Source organism: Isosphaeraceae bacterium EP7 (assembly GCA_038400315.1).
GTDB lineage: Bacteria > Planctomycetota > Planctomycetia > Isosphaerales > Isosphaeraceae > EP7.
Genome location: CP151667.1, coordinates 6783679 through 6799541, shown reverse-complemented (window position 1 = coordinate 6799541; position 15863 = coordinate 6783679). Strand labels below are relative to the sequence as shown.

Genomic DNA, 15863 nt, shown 5'->3' with positions numbered 1-15863 from the left:
ATCATGCCCATCGTCATGCTCCTGCTCCTCGCCGCCGCCCCGGTCGCGGCCCCGCCCCAGGCCGGCGACAACGTCTTCAGGGTGGCCTCTCCCAAGGACGACGGCATCATCGCCACGGGCATCAACGCGCGCGGCGACGTCGTCGGCTTCGAGTGGGCCGAAGACCCGAAGACCCCCGGCATCGTCGCCCAGGTCCCCTTCTTCGCCAGCGCAGGGCGCCAGGTGACCCTGCCGCTGCTACCCGGCTACACGTCCACATTCCCCGCCGCCGTCAGCGAGTCGGGCCTCGTCGTCGGCCGCGTCAGCAAGCCCGCGTCGTTCAACACGGTCATCCACCTGCGCAACCAGGCCTTCGCCTGGGACGAGGCCAAGGGCATGCGCGGCCTGGGCGCCCTGCCGGGCGACTCCGCCTCCATCGCCTGCGGCATCAGCCGCGACGGCCGTCGGGTCAGCGGCTTCTCCATCGGCGATCGCCGCGTCAGGGCCTGCCTCTGGGAACCCAAGGGCGACGAATGGGCCGTCATCCCGCTGCTGCACAACGAGCAGCTCGGCGCGCAGGTCGTCGCCATCAGCGACGACGGCAACCGCGTCACGTCCGTCGACGGCGCCATCCCCTGCCTCTGGACCAGGGACGCCAAGGGCGCCTGGACCTACCAGGCCATCGGTGGCGTCGGCGAGTTCCTCCCTCGGGCCGTCAACAACGCGGGCACCGTCGTCGGCTTCCATGACAACGGCGACGGCACCGCCGACGCCGTCATCTCCCCCCGCAACGGCCGCAACAAGACCCTGCCCAAGCCCCCCGGCTACCCCCGCGCCGAGGCCTACGCCCTCAACAATTCGGGGGCAATCGTCGGCATGATCGACGGCCCCCGAGGCTCCGACGTCGGCCCCAACGCGTTCGTCTACATCGGCGGCCGCCTGCGGATCCTCGTCGAGTGCGGGCCCGACTTCGTCACCGCCACCGCCATCAATGACCAGAACCAGGTTGCCGGGGTGCTCGACAAGGAAGAAGTCCCCGAGCCCCCGGCCGAACCCGACAAGCCCGCAGCCCCGGCCCCCAAACCCTGACCCTCTCGCCGTCGATCAGAGCTCGACCTGGCGCGGCGGGGGGGTCGTCGCCACCTGGCGGATCGACCGCCGCAAGAACGCCACCACCGTCCAGCCGCTGAGCATCCCCAGCAGATAGATGCCGATCGCCGTCAGGGCGAACGGCGCCTTGAGGCTCCAGTTCAGGAAGCTCACCGTCACCGCCTCGGTATTTTGCAGGGCGAAGACCCCGATCGCTCCCAGGAACAGCAGCAGGAAGAACCCCAGGATAAATCGCATGACGCGTCCCCTTAAAATCCCATTCCAAACCAGCCGTGTACGCCACCAGAGTCTACAGCACGCCGCATCATGAGGATGAAGTCGCTCGATCCGCCTTGCCCAGTAAAAAACCGGTGCAGGCGGCTCCCAACTTGACGTTCAAGACGTGGCGGTCGGTCATCGCCTCAAGACGTCGGGGCTTCGTGCTCAGGCTCGTCAGTCCCACCATAACCTGACGGCCTTCGTGCTCACGATGGACTTCCTCAGAAGCTCCACGCCGTAGTTCTCGTCCTCCAGATCGACGCCTTCGACCAACTCCCTCAGATCCTCGGGAACCGCGTCCTCGTGCATCTCCAGCATCTCCTTGAAGCAGCCGAAGTGCTGGTCGACGGTGTCGGGACAGAACGCATAGACGTCATCCGCCAGGGAACCCGCATCATCCGGCAGCCGATCGAACAGGACGACCACCGAATCCGATGACGCGTCGCTCAGCTCGATCCCGTACTTCGCATCCCACTCGCGTAGGTGCCCGATGACGGCATCGGTGTCCAGATCGTAGTTCGCGCCGTTCGTGCCCGCCTCTCGGAGCGCCTGATACTTGTCCATCACCGTCTCCAGCAACTTGCCGACGCCATTCTGGATCCGCCCCGCGGGCCTCATGATAGCTGGGCGAGGTAGGCCGGCATACCTGAGCCGATCGGATCCAGGCATGTGATCGCGGCGGGGTCGAGCAGTGGTCCCGGAATGGTCGGCGACGCCGGCCGGCCCCTCACTTGCCGAGTTGCGACAGGGCGTAGCGCAGCGATGTGCTCGGGATCTGGATCAGGCCGGTGGCCGGCTGGCCCAGGTCGGCGATCAGGAAGATGGCGCCCGAGAGCGAGAGGGCGCAGAGGGCCAGGGTCACGACGACGGTCCCGTTCCGGGGCGTCAGCAGGCCGAAGCTCGCGAACAGGATCGCGAGCCAGAAGGCCAGCACGAACAGGAACGGCGTCGGCAGGAGCGGGCCCAGCGGCTGGCTCAGCGTCCAGCGGGTCTTCGCCAGGTCGCGGGAGATATCGATGGCCTGCGCTTTGATCGTGGACTGGAACTCGCCCTTCGGCGCCAGGTCGCGGATCGCCCCGATGAGGGCCTCGCCGTGCGCCGTGATCTCCCCGGCGTCCACCGCCAGGACGGGCCGCGCCTTGTCGTTCGGCCAGTGCTTCTCGACGATCGATTCGACTGCCTGGCGGAGCGACTCCCTCACGGCCTTCGTCTCCGGGCCGTAGTGGGCCAGCGAGCGGTCGAGCAGGATGAGGTTCGTCGACAGCTGCTTGAATCCGTCGCTCTCGGAGTCGAATTGCGACTTCGCCGAGGCCACGAGCAGGCCGATGACAAGCGCCACCATCGTGGCGATCAGGCCGAAGCCCTGTTTGACGACGTCCTTCGATTCCCCGTTCAGGTGGGACTCCGGCACGAACCGTCGGAGAAGCCCACCCCCCGCGGCGCCGGCGATCGAGCAGGCGAACACGGCGGCGGCGATCAGCAGCGAATCCACGATGAACGCTCCCCAGGAATGTGCTCTCAGTTCAAGTCATGAACCGCCAAGACGGCCGAGCGTACCCGCACCTCACCACCGGAGGAAAGGCTTGCGCCGTTGCCAATTGATTTCGAGGGGTGCGGCTGACGATTGATGTTCGATGTGATGGGAGGGGTCTCACGGAGCCCACACCGCCTCACGAGGTCGTGGTTCCCAACTCCAGCACGCCGCTCAACTCGCCCTGCCCGCCGCCGGGCCGGAGTACGCGACCCTCCTCGTCGACCTCGGAGAAGTTCCACCCCCATTCGACGTCGTCGAAGTAGAGAACCTGCCCCCGCCGTTCGGCGATCACCCACACCATCTCATCCCCCGCCTGCTCGGAACGGCGGATGACGGCCCGCCAGGGCTCGGCGCGGTCGGCATCGAGCATCGCCCTCTGGCCGCGGTCGAGGTCCCCCTCTTGCTTGGCCATGAGGGAATCAAACTCCCCCCGTTCGATCGGACGCCAGCCAGGATGTTCCAACGTTCGCCCTCCTTTGGAGCGTATATCGAACTGTCGGCGGGACAGGCCACGACAAAGCCATCCCCGAGCCGTCCGGTCGATTGCCGGACGATGCGGTTGGTGAACTGGCCCTGGCCAAACCGGAACAATGGTGCGACAAGTACGGATCAACCCGATCCAGAAATCCACGAGGTGCGGCCATGAGCTCCATACGATACGCCCTCGGCGTGCTGATCGTCGCGGGCAGCGCGTGGGTGTTGTTGCTGATCCTTGGCTTCTCAACGCTGGCGGCGGGTGGCCTGGAAGAGGGCAGCCCGGAGTGGTGGCCGACGTACCTCGGAGCTGTGTTCGGAGAACCGGCGACATACATCTACACGGCGACGTTCGTGGGAGGGTTCGGCCTCTGCCTCTACCGCCCCGCGGAGCTCGACCGCCCCAGGAAGCGTATGACAGTGGGTCAACTGATGATCCTGACCGGGTTCCTCTCCGTCCTTCTGGGGCTTTTCCTGCGGGCAGCCTCCAAGGAACGACTGTCGATCACAAGCACCACGACCAAGCCCAACGGGACGAAGCATGTCGTGAAGGAGTATCGCAACAGCTTCGGCCCGACCCGAACGGTCGAGACCGACGAGCCATAAAAGTGAAGCGTTGGGGTGCATTCTGGCCAAGGCTGAACGACAACATCATGCTTCGGTCACACCCATTTCAAGGCCGCCCGTCGAAATCTCGCCGGGGTCCGCGAGAAAATCGCAAGATTCCCAACTTTCACAGAACCGGACGCCCGTTTTTCAGGATAGTTCTCCATAGAGCCCTCGATCGCGCGATGCCGCGCGGCGGGGCCTTCGCCAACGTCGGCGACACCTTGGAACCTGCACCCAACGGAGCGACGCAGCACCATGGGACCCATCGAAATCAGCCAGAAGCGGATTGAGGCCAATCGACGCAACGCGCTGCTCAGCACCGGGCCGAAGACGGCCGAGGGGAAGGCGAAGTCTCGCCGGAATAGCCTGGTTCACGGGCTAGCGGGGGAGGGCGCCGTGCTGCCCGAGGATACCATGCAGGCCGTGCGCGAGCGGGCCGAGCAGTGGAACTCGTCGCTGCGGCCGGCCAACGCGTTCGAGATGGGGCTCGTCGAGACGATTGCCATCGAGAGCATCCGGATCGACCGCTGCCGGGTCGAGGAGCAGCTCGCCCGCGACTTCCGCGCCCGCCAGACCAACGATTGCTGGGCCGACGAGCGCAAGGCCGAGGCCGCCAGGCTGGCCCGGTCGCTGCCCGCTCGCCCCGATGAGACCGCCTCCAGGCTGAGCGTCACCGCGCCCGGCTGCGAATGGCTGATCGGCCGCTGGCAGGCGCTCGGCCATGCGCTCGACAAGACCGGCGCATGGACCGACGAGCAGAGGACCATGGCCCTCGACCTTCTGGGCGTCGACCTCGCCGCCCGCGACATGCCCATGTTCCTCGACGTTGACGACGACGCGACCTCGCTCGGAGCCCGCCAGGCACTCGTCGACGACCAGCTCGAACGGCTGCACGCGCGCAAGGAGTCGAGCCTCGACGACATCGAGGACGACCGCCGCGAGGCCGCCGCCAAGGGCTTGTTCACCGTCGAGGACCCCGCGCTCGTCCTGCTGCGCCGCTACGAGACCGCCAGCTTCCGCCGGATGAAGTGGGCGCTCGACCAGATGCACAAAGGCAACAAGACGCGGCCCGACGACCACGGGTTCGGCAAGCGCGACTTCGACCCGCCCGCCTGGAAAGGCCCCAACCCGGCCGCCGTCCCCAACTTCCCGGCCCCTCGCCAGATGCCTTCCGGCCCCGGCGCCGGCGCAGAACGAACCCACTCCGGCGCAGAACGAAGCCAGTTCGACCCGCGTGGCCACTTCGCCCGGGCGATCGAACCCGCACCCCAGGCCGAGCCCCCCGCCCAATCACCGCCCGAAAACGCTCCCCAGGCTGTTCGAAGCCAGCGACCCGACCGCCTGGCGCGCCAACGCCGCCAGGCCGCCATGGCCCAGCTCGTCGCCTGCTGACGGCTTGTTCCCATTCTCAAATCAAGCGGCCGCTCTTTCTCAATCCGGACGCGGAAAATCCCTCCCCGGGGTGGGTGCCGGGTGCCGCTCGGTTTCGAAGCGAGGGGCCCGAGCGCGGCATGATTCGTGGAAAACCCGGCCATGCTCACGCGGGCGAGACGAATCCTCCGCCCCGGCCCCGGCGGGTGACGCGCCTGGGCCTGATCCGGGGGCCGGGGGCCCCGGTCGGCCGGCGGAATCGGAACCGGAAGCGGGACGGATCACGACGGGGTAGGGGGGCTTTCGAGGCCGGGGCTTCGGCAGGCGGCGGGTTCGCCCGCGAGCGGGGGCCGGGCCCCGATCGATCCCAGGCCCCTCGCAGGGAGCCGGCCATCAGTTCCATGGTCATCAGCGTCATCGCCGTCAGCCACTGCCACGGTCCTAGCGACGCCAGCGCGCCGATGCCCAGCGCCGCCAGTGCGGACGCGGTCAGGACCCCTCGCCATTGCGGTCGCATGCTCGCCATCCGCACCGCCGGCGTGCTCAACGCCCGGTTGGGGGCGCAAGGATGCACGGCGAACGACGGCCCAGTTCGGGGCGAGTTGAGCGTGGGAGTCGACCGGACCTCCGGTCGACGCCGGCGAGAACAAAAACGCCGGCTGCTGTCTCCCTCCGGACGCCTGCGAGGTTAGCTGACGGGCTCGGAGCCGAAGGTGCCCCGTCGCGTCCAGTCCGACGCGATTCGCCCCACGAATTTGGGTCCCCCGCTCCCCGGGTCCCTGCCCGGGGATTCGGCGATCACTCAACCTGTCCTTGCGGACCGCATCATTCTAAATCCGACCTCCGACACCCTGTCAAGAGAGTCCCGCAACCGGGAAGGGAGAATCGAGATGTTTCGAACCCAGCTCGGGACCTCGCCCGGATCAGTCGAGCCGGGGCACCAGCCGGCCGACGATCGTCCGGCCGATGTTCAGCGACGCGGTGGCCGCCGGCGAGGGGGCATTGTTCACGTTGATGATGCGGTCGGCCTCCTGGATCAGGAAGTCGTCGACCATGGCACCGTCGGGCGTGACGGCCTGGGCGCGGATGCCGGCGGGGACGGCGACGAGGTGCTCGGCCCTGATCTCGGGGACCAGGCGCTGGAGTGCGCGGACGAAGGCGGCCTTGCTGGCCGACCTCCAGATCTCGCCCAGGCCGGTCCTCCAGAACTTCGCCGCCAGCCGCAGGAAGCCGGGGTAGGTGAGGGTCTCGGCCATGTCGGCCAGGTTGAAGTCGGTCTTGCCGTAACCCTCGCGGGCCAGGGCGAGCACCGCATTGGGACCGCACTCGACGCCGCCGCCGATCAGGCGGGTGAAGTGTACCCCCAGGAACGGGAACGAGGGGTCGGGCACCGGGTAGATCAGGGTCTTGCAGAGGTGGTGGGCCTCGGGCTTCAGCTCGTAGTATTCGCCCCGGAACGGGATGATCTTGGCGTCGGGCTTCTGGCCCCCCAGCGCCGTGACGCGGTCGGATTGCAGCCCGGCGCAGTTGACCACCTGGGCGGCCTCGACCTCGCCGGCCTCCGTCGTCAGCACCACCCGGTCGGCCTTCCGATCCATCTTCAGCACGCGTGCCGACGTGAGCACCTGGCCGTCACGCTCGCGGACGCGGTCGGCCATCCGCTCGCAGACCTGCACGTAGTCGACGATCCCGGCCTCGGGGACGTGGATGGCCTTGATGCCGGCCGAGTGCGGCTCAAGTTCCGCCAGCCGCTCCTTGCCCACGACCTCGCACACCACGCCGTTGGCCTTGCCGCGCTCGAAGATCCGCTCCAGGGCCGGCAGGTCCGAGTCTCCCAGCGCCACGATCACCTTGCCGCAGATGTCGTAGGAAATCCCCTCGGCCGCGCAGAAGGCCTCCATCAGGGCCTTGCCCTCGCGGCAATTGACGGCCTTCAGGGAGCCCGGCTTGTAGTAGATCCCCGAGTGCAGCACGCCCGAGTTGTGCCCGGTCTGGTGGCGGGCCAGGCCGCTCTCCTTCTCCAGGACCACCACCCGGGTGCCCGGCCGCTCGCGGGTCAACTGATAAGCCGTCGCCAGGCCGACGATGCCGCCGCCGATGATCGCCACGTCCGTCGAAATCATCTCGATCCTTCAATCCAAGGCGCGTCTGGTCGGGTCCATCCGGGTGATCTGCGGGCCCGGCCCCCCGAGGTCGGGGTCGGCCGGGCCGGGGCCCATGCTGACGGCTCAGTTCCCCGCGGGCAAGCCGAAGTCGCCGACGACGCTCCGGTAGAACGTATGAATATGATTGGCCTGGTTCTGCTCATCATTGAAGTCGATGTACAGCGCCGGCCCCTGGACGTGGAACGCGTGCGGCTTCTCGGGGTCGATCGGGCCGAACCAGGCGAAGTGGTAGCCCGTCTCGCCGTCGCCCAGCCGCGTGGTCATCTCGTCGCGGATCGACTCGGGGAAGTTGGCGTAATACGCCTTAATTGTCTTGATGAGGAGCAGACGCTGGTCCGAGGTGAGGGCGTCGCCGGAGATGCCCTGGGGGGCGTCGAGCTTGGGCGTGGCCGAGTTCGGGGTGACGGTGACCTCGGGGACGACCTGGCTGATGACGGCGGCCTTGCGCTGGTCCTCGGTCAGCGAGGCGGCGAGCGCGTAGGCCGGCTCCTGGATCTCGGCCAGGTTGCGCAACCCCTTGCTGGGGCCCGACTTCACCTTCGCCGGGTTGGACCCGAACATGAACGGGGTGGCCGAGACGACCTTGCCGTCGCGCACCGTGAAGTTCAGGGCCAGGTGATGCCCCTCGACCCGCCAGCCCCATTCGCCGCCATTGGAGGGGATGCCGAAGACGCTGACATAATACAGCTCGGGGTCGCGGACGGGCCCGGTGCCGTGCTCCTCGACGCGGAGGATCTCCTCGAAGCTCATGATCGTGGTCGCCCGGATCATCCCCTTCGTCGACAGGCCGGTGTCGAGCAGGCCGAAGGCCAGGGCCCGCTGCTCGGGCTTCAAGCTCTTGATTGGCAAGCCTTTACGGGGCCTGGGGATCCAGTGCCAGTTGAATCGCTCGGGGCTGTCGAAGGCGAAGGCGGCCTGCGATCGCTGGGCATCGTCCAGGACCCCGAGGAACCGCGAGGCCGCGTCGGCCATCGCCGAGCCGATCTCATCGGCCCGCGCCGAGGGGGCCGGGGCCACGGCCAGGAGGGGGGCCATCAAGGTCAGGGCGAGGGTCATCCGCCGCATCGGCAGCTCCGGGAGGGGGAAGGTCGGGACCGTGGCGAGGCACGCCGCCGGTCCGGGGGTCTGCCCCGCCGCGTGCCCCGAGGCGGCCGTCCGGGGGCCGCCTGGCGCCTCGATGATAGGCGAGGTCGGCCCCCGGCGAAACCGTCCGGCCCATCCGAGGCCTCATTCCGGCCCGGATCCTTACCCCAAGTTCGCCATCTTCCGTACCCGACGTCGAGTCCGGCACCGATCGGAGATTCCCCCGGAAAAACGGCTCGACCGCAATGCCCAGCGATGCGACTATTGGGTAGGGCTGCGCCATCGGCCGCCGCGGGCGACCTCGAATTTCGGGGGATCGCCGGGCTTCAAATCTCGATGGCACGCCGTGATCCGTCTCGAGAGCAGAGGACGCCCCGGCCAGGTCCGGCCGTCGGTGCGCCCTCGACTTATCCATCCTGCGGTCCCAGTGCCGTACGCCCGGAAGGCCCACCACGTGAACGTCATCGCCAATCTGCAGGAATTCGTCGGGGAGAATCTGACGCTACTGGCCGAGGTGAAGCAGGCCTGGCAACCGACCGACTTTCTCCCCGACTTCTCCGCCGCGGACTGGCGAGAGCAGCTCGAGGCCTTCCGCTCCGCGGCCGACGAACTGCCCGACGACCTGCTCGTCGTGCTCGTCGGCAACACGATCACCGAAGAAGCCCTGCCAAATTATGCCGTCTCGCTGGCCAGGCTCGTCAACGATCCGTCCGGCGTCGGCGAGACCCCCTGGGCCCACTGGCTCCGCGGCTGGACCGCCGAGGAGAACCGCCACGGCGACCTGCTGAACACCTATCTCAGGATCAGCGGCCGGGTCGACATGAGGTCCATCGAGCGGACGATCCACAACCTCATCCGCAGCGGCTTCACCACCGGGCACCACGACAACGACTACGCCGGGCTCATCTACACCGCCTTCCAGGAACGAGCCACCCGCATCACCCACGCCAACGTCGCCAAGCTCGCGGAGTGCCGGGGCGACGAGAATCTCTCCAAGATCTGCCGCAAGATCGCCATCGACGAGACCCGCCACGAGGCCTTCTACACCCGGGTCATCGGCGAGGTCATGAAGAACGACCCCGAAGAGGGGGTCCTCGCCTACCGGTCGATCCTCAAGGGCCTCGTCTCGATGCCCGGGCGCAGCATGAGGGACGACGTCGACCCCGGCCTCTTCGGCCACTACGCCGCCATCACCCAGCGCACCGGCGTCTACACCACCCTGGACTACGCCGGGATCATCCGCCACCTGAACCGGGTCTGGGACATCCCCAACCTCTCCGTCTCGGGCAAGGCGGCCAAGGCGCAGGAGTATCTCTGCAAGCAGCCCGAGCGCTACGAGCTGCTCGCCAGCGAGATCGCCGCCATGGCCGAGTCTCGGCCCACCACCAGCTTCTCCTGGCTCCACGGCCGCAAGGCCTGATATCGCCGACGAGCCGAGGCCCCCGAGATCCAGGTCGATGCCCATAACATATAACGGTGTCGGGACTCATTATTACGGCAAGAAGGAACGGTCGACGCGGACCGCCCCTTGCCACTCATGCGGGCGGGTGGGGGCCCTGGAATCCTACCTGACTCGACTCTGGTTCGTGGTCGTCTTCATCCCGGTGATCCCCCTGGGTCGCAAGCGGATCATCGACGAATGCCCGTCGTGCCGCCGGCACATGGCGGCGTCCGCGGACAAGTACGAGCAGGCCCGCCAGCTCCAGACCTCGGGCAGCCTGGAGCGATATCGCCGCGAGGGGACGCCCGAGGCGGCCATCGAGGCGCACGCCCGGTTCCTCTCCTTCCACGACCATGACCAGGCGGCCGACCTCCGCGGCCAGGTGCTCGTGCGCTTCCCCGGCGACGCGCGGCTTCGGTCGGCCCTGGCGGAACACATGCGGCAGGTGGCGTCCTACGACGAGTGGGCCCGGCTGCACGCGGAGGCCCTCGCCCTGGAGCCCGACCTGCCCGAGGCACGCATCGGCGTCGCCGCGATGAAGATGGCCGGCGGGGACCTCGACGAGGCCAGGCGCCTGCTCGACGTCCTGGAGGAGCCGGGCGCGGGCCGCCAGCATGACCTCGGGCCTCTCTACCAGCTTGCGACGAATCTCCAGGCGGCGGGGCGGCACGACGAGGCCCTGGACCTCTCCTCCATCCTGCTGCGCGAGGCCCCCCACCTGGGCCAGCGGCCCGATTTCCGCGACCTGGTCCGCCGCTCCGAGAAGGCGGGCCGCCGCCCCGGGTCGCTGCTCCCCCCGCGGAAGCACTCACTGCGCGGCCTCTTCCGCGCCGAGGGCTCGCCCTACACCAAGGGCCAGAGGAACCTGGCCAAGGCCGCGACCGCCCTGGCGCTCGCCGCGGCCGGGCTGGCGGTGAGCAATCAATATATTCGCACCCACCGTCTCATCCGGGTTGTCAACGCCAGCGGCGCCCCGGTGCAGATCCGGGTCGACGGAGGCCCGCCGTCGACCGTGGCGGGCGAGCTGGGGGAGGTCCACGTGGCCGAGGGCCGCCACCGCCTCTCCGTCGGCGGCGCGGTCGACGAGACGCATGAGATCGAACTCACGTCCGGATTCTTCGAACGCTGGACGCATACGCCTTTCTGGGCCCTGAACCCCGGCGGCGAGGCGGCCTTTGACGTCATGACGCTCTACTACTCGGCCAACCCCCGGCCGGCGGAGCACTCCCTGGTCGTCGGCAAGCCGTTCCTCTCCCTGCCGCACGTCGACTACCCCTTCGAGGAGCCCCCCGACAGCCTCAGGACCGAGAGGCGTAAGGGCGAGGTCGAGAAGGTGGCCGTCCGCCGGATCCAGGGCCAGGACAGCTCCGTCGCGCAGGCCCTCGCGGAGACCGACCGGGCCGGCGCCCTCGATTTCGTCGAGAAGCGGCTCGGGCGCAGCCCCGACGACGTCTCGCTCATGAATGTTTATCTCTCCTTCACCATCCCGGCCCATCGCGCCCGCGCCGTGGCCTTCCTCAAGTCCGGCCTGGGCCGCCGCCCGCTGTCCATCCGCTGGCATCGAGCCTACCAGAGCCTGGCCGAGCACGAAGGCGGCCCGGCGGGGATGGCCGCCGACTACGACGCCCTGCTCGCCAAGGACCCCAACAGCGCGGCGCTGCTCTATCTGCGGGGACGGGTCGAGGACGACGACGCCCGCGCACTGGACTTCTACCGCCGGTCGACGGCCGCCGATCCGCTCCTCCCCTGGCCGTTCATGGCCCGAGGGATGAGGGCCCTGAACGTCGGCCGCTGGGAGGAAGCCCTGGCCGAGTTGCAGAAGGCCCGGGAGCTGAACTTGACCGACGGCCAGCTCGACAGGCCGATCCACACGGCGAGGATGGCGCTCGGCCAGGCCGAGGCCCTGGTCGCCGAGTACCGCGCCAAGCTCGCCGCCTCGCCGGTCGACCCCTCCACGGTCATCTCCCTCTTCGATGCCCTGGCGGCCTCGGGTCATCCCGAGGCGATCGAGGCCGAGAAGTCGGCCTGGGTTGCCCGGCTCCCCATCGAGGCCCGCGCGGGCCTCGTGCCGATCGTCGGGGCGTTCGCCCTCTATCAGGCCGACCGGCTCGACGAGGCGATTTCTTCGCTCATCGGCTCCCCCGCCGTCGGCCTCATGATCCGCGCCCAGGCCCTTGCGGCGGCGGGCCGCGCCTCCGAAGTGGCGGCCGACCCGGAGATGGCCAAGATCGACGAGCCCTGGACCCTCGCGGCCGTCTCGCTGGGCCTGGCCCTGGAGGGGAAGGCCGACGAGGCCGCCGCCTGGAGGGAGAAGGCCCGCGCCCTGCTGAAGCCCCAGACCGACGACGACCGCAAGGCCGCCTCGCTGCTGGCCGCCGACACCCCGCCGCCGCTCGACCAGATCGATCGGATCTTTCTCGCGCCCGGCGAGAAGGCCGTGACCCTGGCACTGCTGGCCTCGCGATTCCCCGAGATGCGTGGCGAGTACTTGCGCGAGGCCGCCCGCTTCAATGTCCTTCGCTTGCCCCCTTATTTGCTGATCCAGCGTGTCATCCGTGGGGAGGCCGCCGCGAAGCCATGAGCCGGGGGAACTTCCATTCGCTCCTGCGTCGGGTCGACGAGCGTTATGCGGGCCGGCCCGCGGCGCTCGAGCGGTCGACGACCGGCTGGGTCCGCCTCGGCCAGTCGGTCGTGGCGGCCTGGCTGCTCCTGCTCTTCGGCCTGGCCGCGTCGACCTTCGTCGCGGGGGTCGTCGTCGAGCCGCCCGGCGGCCTGTTCCTGCTGGCCCTCGGCGTGGCGATCGCCCTGTTTGCGATCTCGCAGGCCGGGATCTTCCTGCTCGTCGAGGCCCCGCCGCCCGAGGGACGGGCCCTGGCCGCCGGCGAGGCGCCCGAGCTGGCCTCGATGCTCGACTCGCTCCGCCGCGACATGGGCGGCCGATCCTTCGGCGAGGTCCGGCTCTCCTGCGACCTCAACGCCAGCGTGCGGGAGGTCCCCCGTCTGGGCATCTTCGGCTGGCCCAGGACGAGCCTGGAGGTCGGGCTCCCGCTGCTCATGGCCCTCTCTCCCGAGCAGTTCCGGGCGGTCCTGGCGCACGAGTTCGTCCACCTCTCGGCCCGCCACGGCCGGGGTGGCGCCCGGATTTTTCGGCTGTACCTGATGTGGGCGACGCTCTTCGAGCGGCTCCAGTCGCCCGGGGCGGGGCACGTCCGCAAGGCCACGCATTGGGCCGCGTCGACCTTCGTCGGCTGGTACTGGCCGCGCCTCGAGGCCCGCTCCCTGGTGCTCTCGCGGCACCATGAATTCCAGGCCGACCGGCTCGCTTCGGAGGTCGCCGGCCGCGACGCGGTGGTCTCGTCGCTCTGGCGTCTGGAATGCCTGGGCCCGCTGGTCTACGAACGATTCTGGCCCGACCTGCATCGCACCGTCGCGGAGATCGCCGAGCCCCCGGGCGACGTCATGAATAGGCTCCGCGACGCCATGCTCCGCACGCCCTCTTCGGCCGATGCGCGACGCTGGGCCGAGAGGGCCCTGGGCCGTCGGACCGTCCTGGACGATTCACACCCTTCATTTTTCGATCGGGCACTGGCTCTGGGGCGGCCCCGCGAGGAAATCCTCGGCCTGGTCTTCGCGGCCGACGCGCCGGCGCCGTCGGCCGTGACCTTGCTGGGGCCCGACCTCGATCGCCTGACCCGCGAGCAGTCCGAGCGATGGAGGGACCAGGAGCGTGCCTCCTGGCGCGAGCGGCACAGACGCGCCAAGGCCGAGCCCCGCACCAACACGGCCGCGGCCGAGACATCCGTCGTCGCCGGGGACGGGGCCCCGATGGTCCCCGCGCAGGTACCGGCGCGACCCCATGAACTCGCCGCGCTCTGGGTCTCGACCCGCGAGGTCGCCGACCTGCGCGGCCTGGCGGCGGCCGAGCCGATGCTCCGCCAGCTTCTTGGCCGGGCCCCGGGCCACGCGGGGGCGGGCGCCTTGCTCGGCCAGCGGCTCCTGGAACTCGGCGACCCCGAGGAGGGAGAACGCCTCCTCTGGGCCGTCGCCGACTCGGCCGACGAGCAGTGGACGCCGGCCGCATGCCGGGCCCTGGAGCAGCACTACCGCGCCTCGGGCCGTGTCGACCGACTTCGCGACGTCCGGGATCGGCTCGATCGCCACGAGGCCGACGTCGAGAAGGCGCAGGCCGAGCGCGCCACGATCGGCGCCGGCGACGCCTTCCTGCCGCACGGCCTCCCCGCCGAGACGACCGCGGCACTGGTCGCCTTGCTGGCCTCGCGGCGCGACTGCACGGGCGCCTGGCTCGCGAGGAAGGCCGTGCGGCACTTCCCCGACCGCCCCCTGTTCGTCCTGGCCGTCCGATCCATCCACGGTCGCTGGGGTATTGGCGACGCCGACCGAGACGCCGCACTCGTCAGGGCGCTCGTCCCGAAGGTGCAGTTGCCCGGCCAGGTGCTGGTCGTCTCCCGCACCGGCAGTTTCGGCAAGCTCGGCCGCAAGGTGGAACGCCTGCCCGGTTCGCGCATTCATCCGGCTGACCCGGAGCCGCCGCCCGTTCCCCCTCTCCGGACGAACGGGGAAGGCCCGGCGTGACGCGCATCGAAGGCCCGGCGGGGTCGCACGGGGTGACATCGGCGACCGTCGCGGTACGATGGGGGGCCGATGTGAGTTCCATCCACCCCTGACCCAGGAACCTCGGCGATGACTCGTTCTCGATCCCTACTCCTCGCCCTGGCGATCGCGGGGGCCCTGCCCGCGGCCCGACCCGCGATGGCCCACGACGGGCCTGGCGCCCACAAGCACGAGACCCCGGCCGCGAAGGCGGGCCGCGAGATGGCGGCGGCGGCGAATAATCTCCTGGCCTCGCTCTCGCCCGAGCAGCGGTCCAAGATTGGCTTCGAGTTCGGCGACCCGCTGCGGCACGACTGGCACTTCATCCCCAGGGCCCGCAAGGGGCTCCCGATTAAGGAGATGTCCAGCGAGCAGCACGCCCTGGCGCAGGGGCTGCTGGCCAGCGGCCTGAGCCAGCGCGGGTTCATCCGGGCCGAGACGATTATCAGCCTGGAGAAGATCCTCTTCGACCTGGAGCAGGGGAAGGGCCCGACCCGCGACCCCGAGCTCTACTTCTTCAACCTCTTCGGCACCCCCGGCTCCACCGACCCCAAGCAGCCCTGGGGCTGGCGGTTCGAGGGGCACCACCTGGCCCTGAACTTCACGATCGTGGGCGACAAGGGCGTTGCCGGCGGCCCCACCTTCATGGGCAGCAACCCCGGCCAGGTCAAGGAAGGTGCCCGCAAGGGGCTCCGAGCCCTCGCGGAGGAAGAGGATCTGGGCCGCGCCCTCGTCAAGTCGCTCGACGAGGCCCGTCGCAAGAAGGCGATCATCCTGGAGGTTGCGCCCACCGACATCATCTCGATGGCCTCGCGCAAGGCCAGCCCGCTGGAGCCCGCCGGCATCCTGATGGCCGACCTGACCGACGACCAGAAGGCGCAGCTCAACGAGCTGGTCGTCCTCTACGCCGAACGCCTGCGCCCCGAGCTGGCCGCGCGCGACCTGGCCAAGATCCTCAAGGCGGGGGTCGACAAGGTCGGATTCGCCTGGGCCGGCGGCCTGGAGCCCGGCGAGAAGCACTACTACCGGATCCAGGGGCCGACGTTCCTGATCGAGTACGACAACACCCAGGGCAACGCCAACCACATCCACAGCGTCTGGCGCGACTTCGACGGCGACTTCGGCGAGGACATCCTCAAGGGTCACTACGAGGGCGCCTCGGCCGACCACGGCCACGCGAAGTGACCATACGGCCCGTCGCATAAACAAGAAGACGCCGCAGGATCTG

14 protein-coding genes and 1 riboswitch are annotated in these 15863 nt (G+C 69.2%); of the genes, 7 read left to right on the top strand and 7 right to left on the bottom strand.

Going from position 1 to position 15863, the window contains the following annotated elements; genetic code table 11:
* Nucleotides 1-3 precede the first annotated feature (3 nt).
* Entirely contained in the window at nt 4-1068 is a 1065-nt protein-coding gene (locus EP7_RS26870; RefSeq protein WP_463525335.1) for an HAF repeat-containing protein, read from the top strand.
* A gap of 15 nt (nt 1069-1083) precedes the next feature.
* Here the strand turns inward: EP7_RS26870 and EP7_RS26865 are convergent, their stop codons facing one another.
* The 4 genes from EP7_RS26865 to EP7_RS26850 all read right to left on the bottom strand — a co-directional run bounded on the left by EP7_RS26865 (nt 1084) and on the right by EP7_RS26850 (nt 3293).
* Nucleotides 1084-1326, bottom strand: a complete 243-nt coding sequence (locus EP7_RS26865) for a lipopolysaccharide assembly protein LapA domain-containing protein (RefSeq protein WP_463525334.1) — start codon at nt 1324-1326, stop codon at nt 1084-1086.
* Nucleotides 1327-1521: 195 nt separating this feature from the next.
* Entirely contained in the window at nt 1522-2016 is a 495-nt protein-coding gene (locus EP7_RS26860) for a DUF4253 domain-containing protein (protein WP_463525333.1), read from the bottom strand.
* Between the two features lie 58 nt (nt 2017-2074).
* The gene (locus tag EP7_RS26855; protein WP_463525332.1) at nt 2075-2839 is read right to left on the bottom strand and encodes a bestrophin-like domain; all 765 of its coding nucleotides are present in this window, start codon (nt 2837-2839) and stop codon (nt 2075-2077) included.
* 178 nt (nt 2840-3017) lie between these two features.
* Entirely contained in the window at nt 3018-3293 is a 276-nt protein-coding gene (locus tag EP7_RS26850; protein WP_463525331.1) for a hypothetical protein, read from the bottom strand.
* A 230-nt stretch (nt 3294-3523) separates the two neighbouring features.
* Here EP7_RS26850 and EP7_RS26845 point away from each other — a divergent pair, with 230 nt between their 5' ends.
* Complete coding sequence (locus EP7_RS26845; protein WP_463525330.1) at nt 3524-3961, top strand: hypothetical protein; 438 nt, start codon at nt 3524-3526, stop codon at nt 3959-3961.
* A gap of 258 nt (nt 3962-4219) precedes the next feature.
* Nucleotides 4220-5356, top strand: coding sequence for a hypothetical protein (locus EP7_RS26840; protein WP_463525329.1), 1137 nt, complete (start codon nt 4220-4222; stop codon nt 5354-5356).
* Between the two features lie 145 nt (nt 5357-5501).
* Here EP7_RS26840 and EP7_RS26835 read toward each other — a convergent pair whose 3' ends face one another.
* The 3 genes from EP7_RS26835 to EP7_RS26825 all read right to left on the bottom strand — a co-directional run bounded on the left by EP7_RS26835 (nt 5502) and on the right by EP7_RS26825 (nt 8565).
* The gene (locus EP7_RS26835; RefSeq protein WP_463525328.1) at nt 5502-5852 is read right to left on the bottom strand and encodes a hypothetical protein; all 351 of its coding nucleotides are present in this window, start codon (nt 5850-5852) and stop codon (nt 5502-5504) included.
* A 144-nt stretch (nt 5853-5996) separates the two neighbouring features.
* Nucleotides 5997-6142: riboswitch (cyclic di-AMP (ydaO/yuaA leader) on the bottom strand.
* Between the two features lie 116 nt (nt 6143-6258).
* Entirely contained in the window at nt 6259-7458 is a 1200-nt protein-coding gene (lhgO, locus tag EP7_RS26830; protein WP_463525327.1) for an L-2-hydroxyglutarate oxidase, read from the bottom strand.
* Nucleotides 7459-7563: 105 nt separating this feature from the next.
* Nucleotides 7564-8565: a DUF3500 domain-containing protein gene (locus EP7_RS26825; protein ID WP_463525326.1), complete on the bottom strand. Its 1002-nt coding sequence runs from the start codon at nt 8563-8565 to the stop codon at nt 7564-7566.
* 472 nt (nt 8566-9037) lie between these two features.
* Between EP7_RS26825 and EP7_RS26820 the strand changes: the two genes are divergently transcribed.
* From EP7_RS26820 to EP7_RS26805, 4 genes are all read left to right on the top strand, one after another.
* A complete protein-coding gene (locus EP7_RS26820; protein ID WP_463525325.1) occupies nt 9038-10003 on the top strand; it encodes an acyl-ACP desaturase in 966 nt (321 codons plus the stop codon).
* A gap of 37 nt (nt 10004-10040) precedes the next feature.
* Nucleotides 10041-12605 (top strand): tetratricopeptide repeat protein, encoded by a 2565-nt coding sequence (locus EP7_RS26815; RefSeq protein WP_463525324.1) that lies wholly within the window; start codon nt 10041-10043, stop codon nt 12603-12605.
* Entirely contained in the window at nt 12602-14617 is a 2016-nt protein-coding gene (locus EP7_RS26810) for a M48 family metallopeptidase (RefSeq protein WP_463525323.1), read from the top strand. Before EP7_RS26815 ends, EP7_RS26810 begins: the two co-directional genes overlap by 4 nt.
* A gap of 108 nt (nt 14618-14725) precedes the next feature.
* Nucleotides 14726-15820, top strand: coding sequence for a DUF3500 domain-containing protein (locus EP7_RS26805; protein ID WP_463525322.1), 1095 nt, complete (start codon nt 14726-14728; stop codon nt 15818-15820).
* Nucleotides 15821-15863: the final 43 nt, after the last annotated feature.

What these genes read in the sequence shown, in the direction of transcription:
- EP7_RS26810 (WP_463525323.1), top strand. Translation starts at nt 12,602, where the DNA reads ATGAGCCGGGGGAACTTCCATTCGCTCCTGCGTCGGGTCGACGAGCGT.
- lhgO (WP_463525327.1), bottom strand. Translation starts at nt 7,458, where the DNA reads ATGATTTCGACGGACGTGGCGATCATCGGCGGCGGCATCGTCGGCCTG.
- EP7_RS26825 (WP_463525326.1), bottom strand. Translation starts at nt 8,565, where the DNA reads ATGCGGCGGATGACCCTCGCCCTGACCTTGATGGCCCCCCTCCTGGCC.
- EP7_RS26850 (WP_463525331.1), bottom strand. Translation starts at nt 3,293, where the DNA reads ATGGCCAAGCAAGAGGGGGACCTCGACCGCGGCCAGAGGGCGATGCTC.
- EP7_RS26860 (WP_463525333.1), bottom strand. Translation starts at nt 2,016, where the DNA reads ATGCCTGGATCCGATCGGCTCAGGTATGCCGGCCTACCTCGCCCAGCT.
- EP7_RS26840 (WP_463525329.1), top strand. Translation starts at nt 4,220, where the DNA reads ATGGGACCCATCGAAATCAGCCAGAAGCGGATTGAGGCCAATCGACGC.
- EP7_RS26835 (WP_463525328.1), bottom strand. Translation starts at nt 5,852, where the DNA reads ATGCGACCGCAATGGCGAGGGGTCCTGACCGCGTCCGCACTGGCGGCG.
- EP7_RS26870 (WP_463525335.1), top strand. Translation starts at nt 4, where the DNA reads ATGCCCATCGTCATGCTCCTGCTCCTCGCCGCCGCCCCGGTCGCGGCC.
- EP7_RS26805 (WP_463525322.1), top strand. Translation starts at nt 14,726, where the DNA reads ATGACTCGTTCTCGATCCCTACTCCTCGCCCTGGCGATCGCGGGGGCC.
- EP7_RS26815 (WP_463525324.1), top strand. Translation starts at nt 10,041, where the DNA reads ATGCCCATAACATATAACGGTGTCGGGACTCATTATTACGGCAAGAAG.
- EP7_RS26865 (WP_463525334.1), bottom strand. Translation starts at nt 1,326, where the DNA reads ATGCGATTTATCCTGGGGTTCTTCCTGCTGCTGTTCCTGGGAGCGATC.
- EP7_RS26845 (WP_463525330.1), top strand. Translation starts at nt 3,524, where the DNA reads ATGAGCTCCATACGATACGCCCTCGGCGTGCTGATCGTCGCGGGCAGC.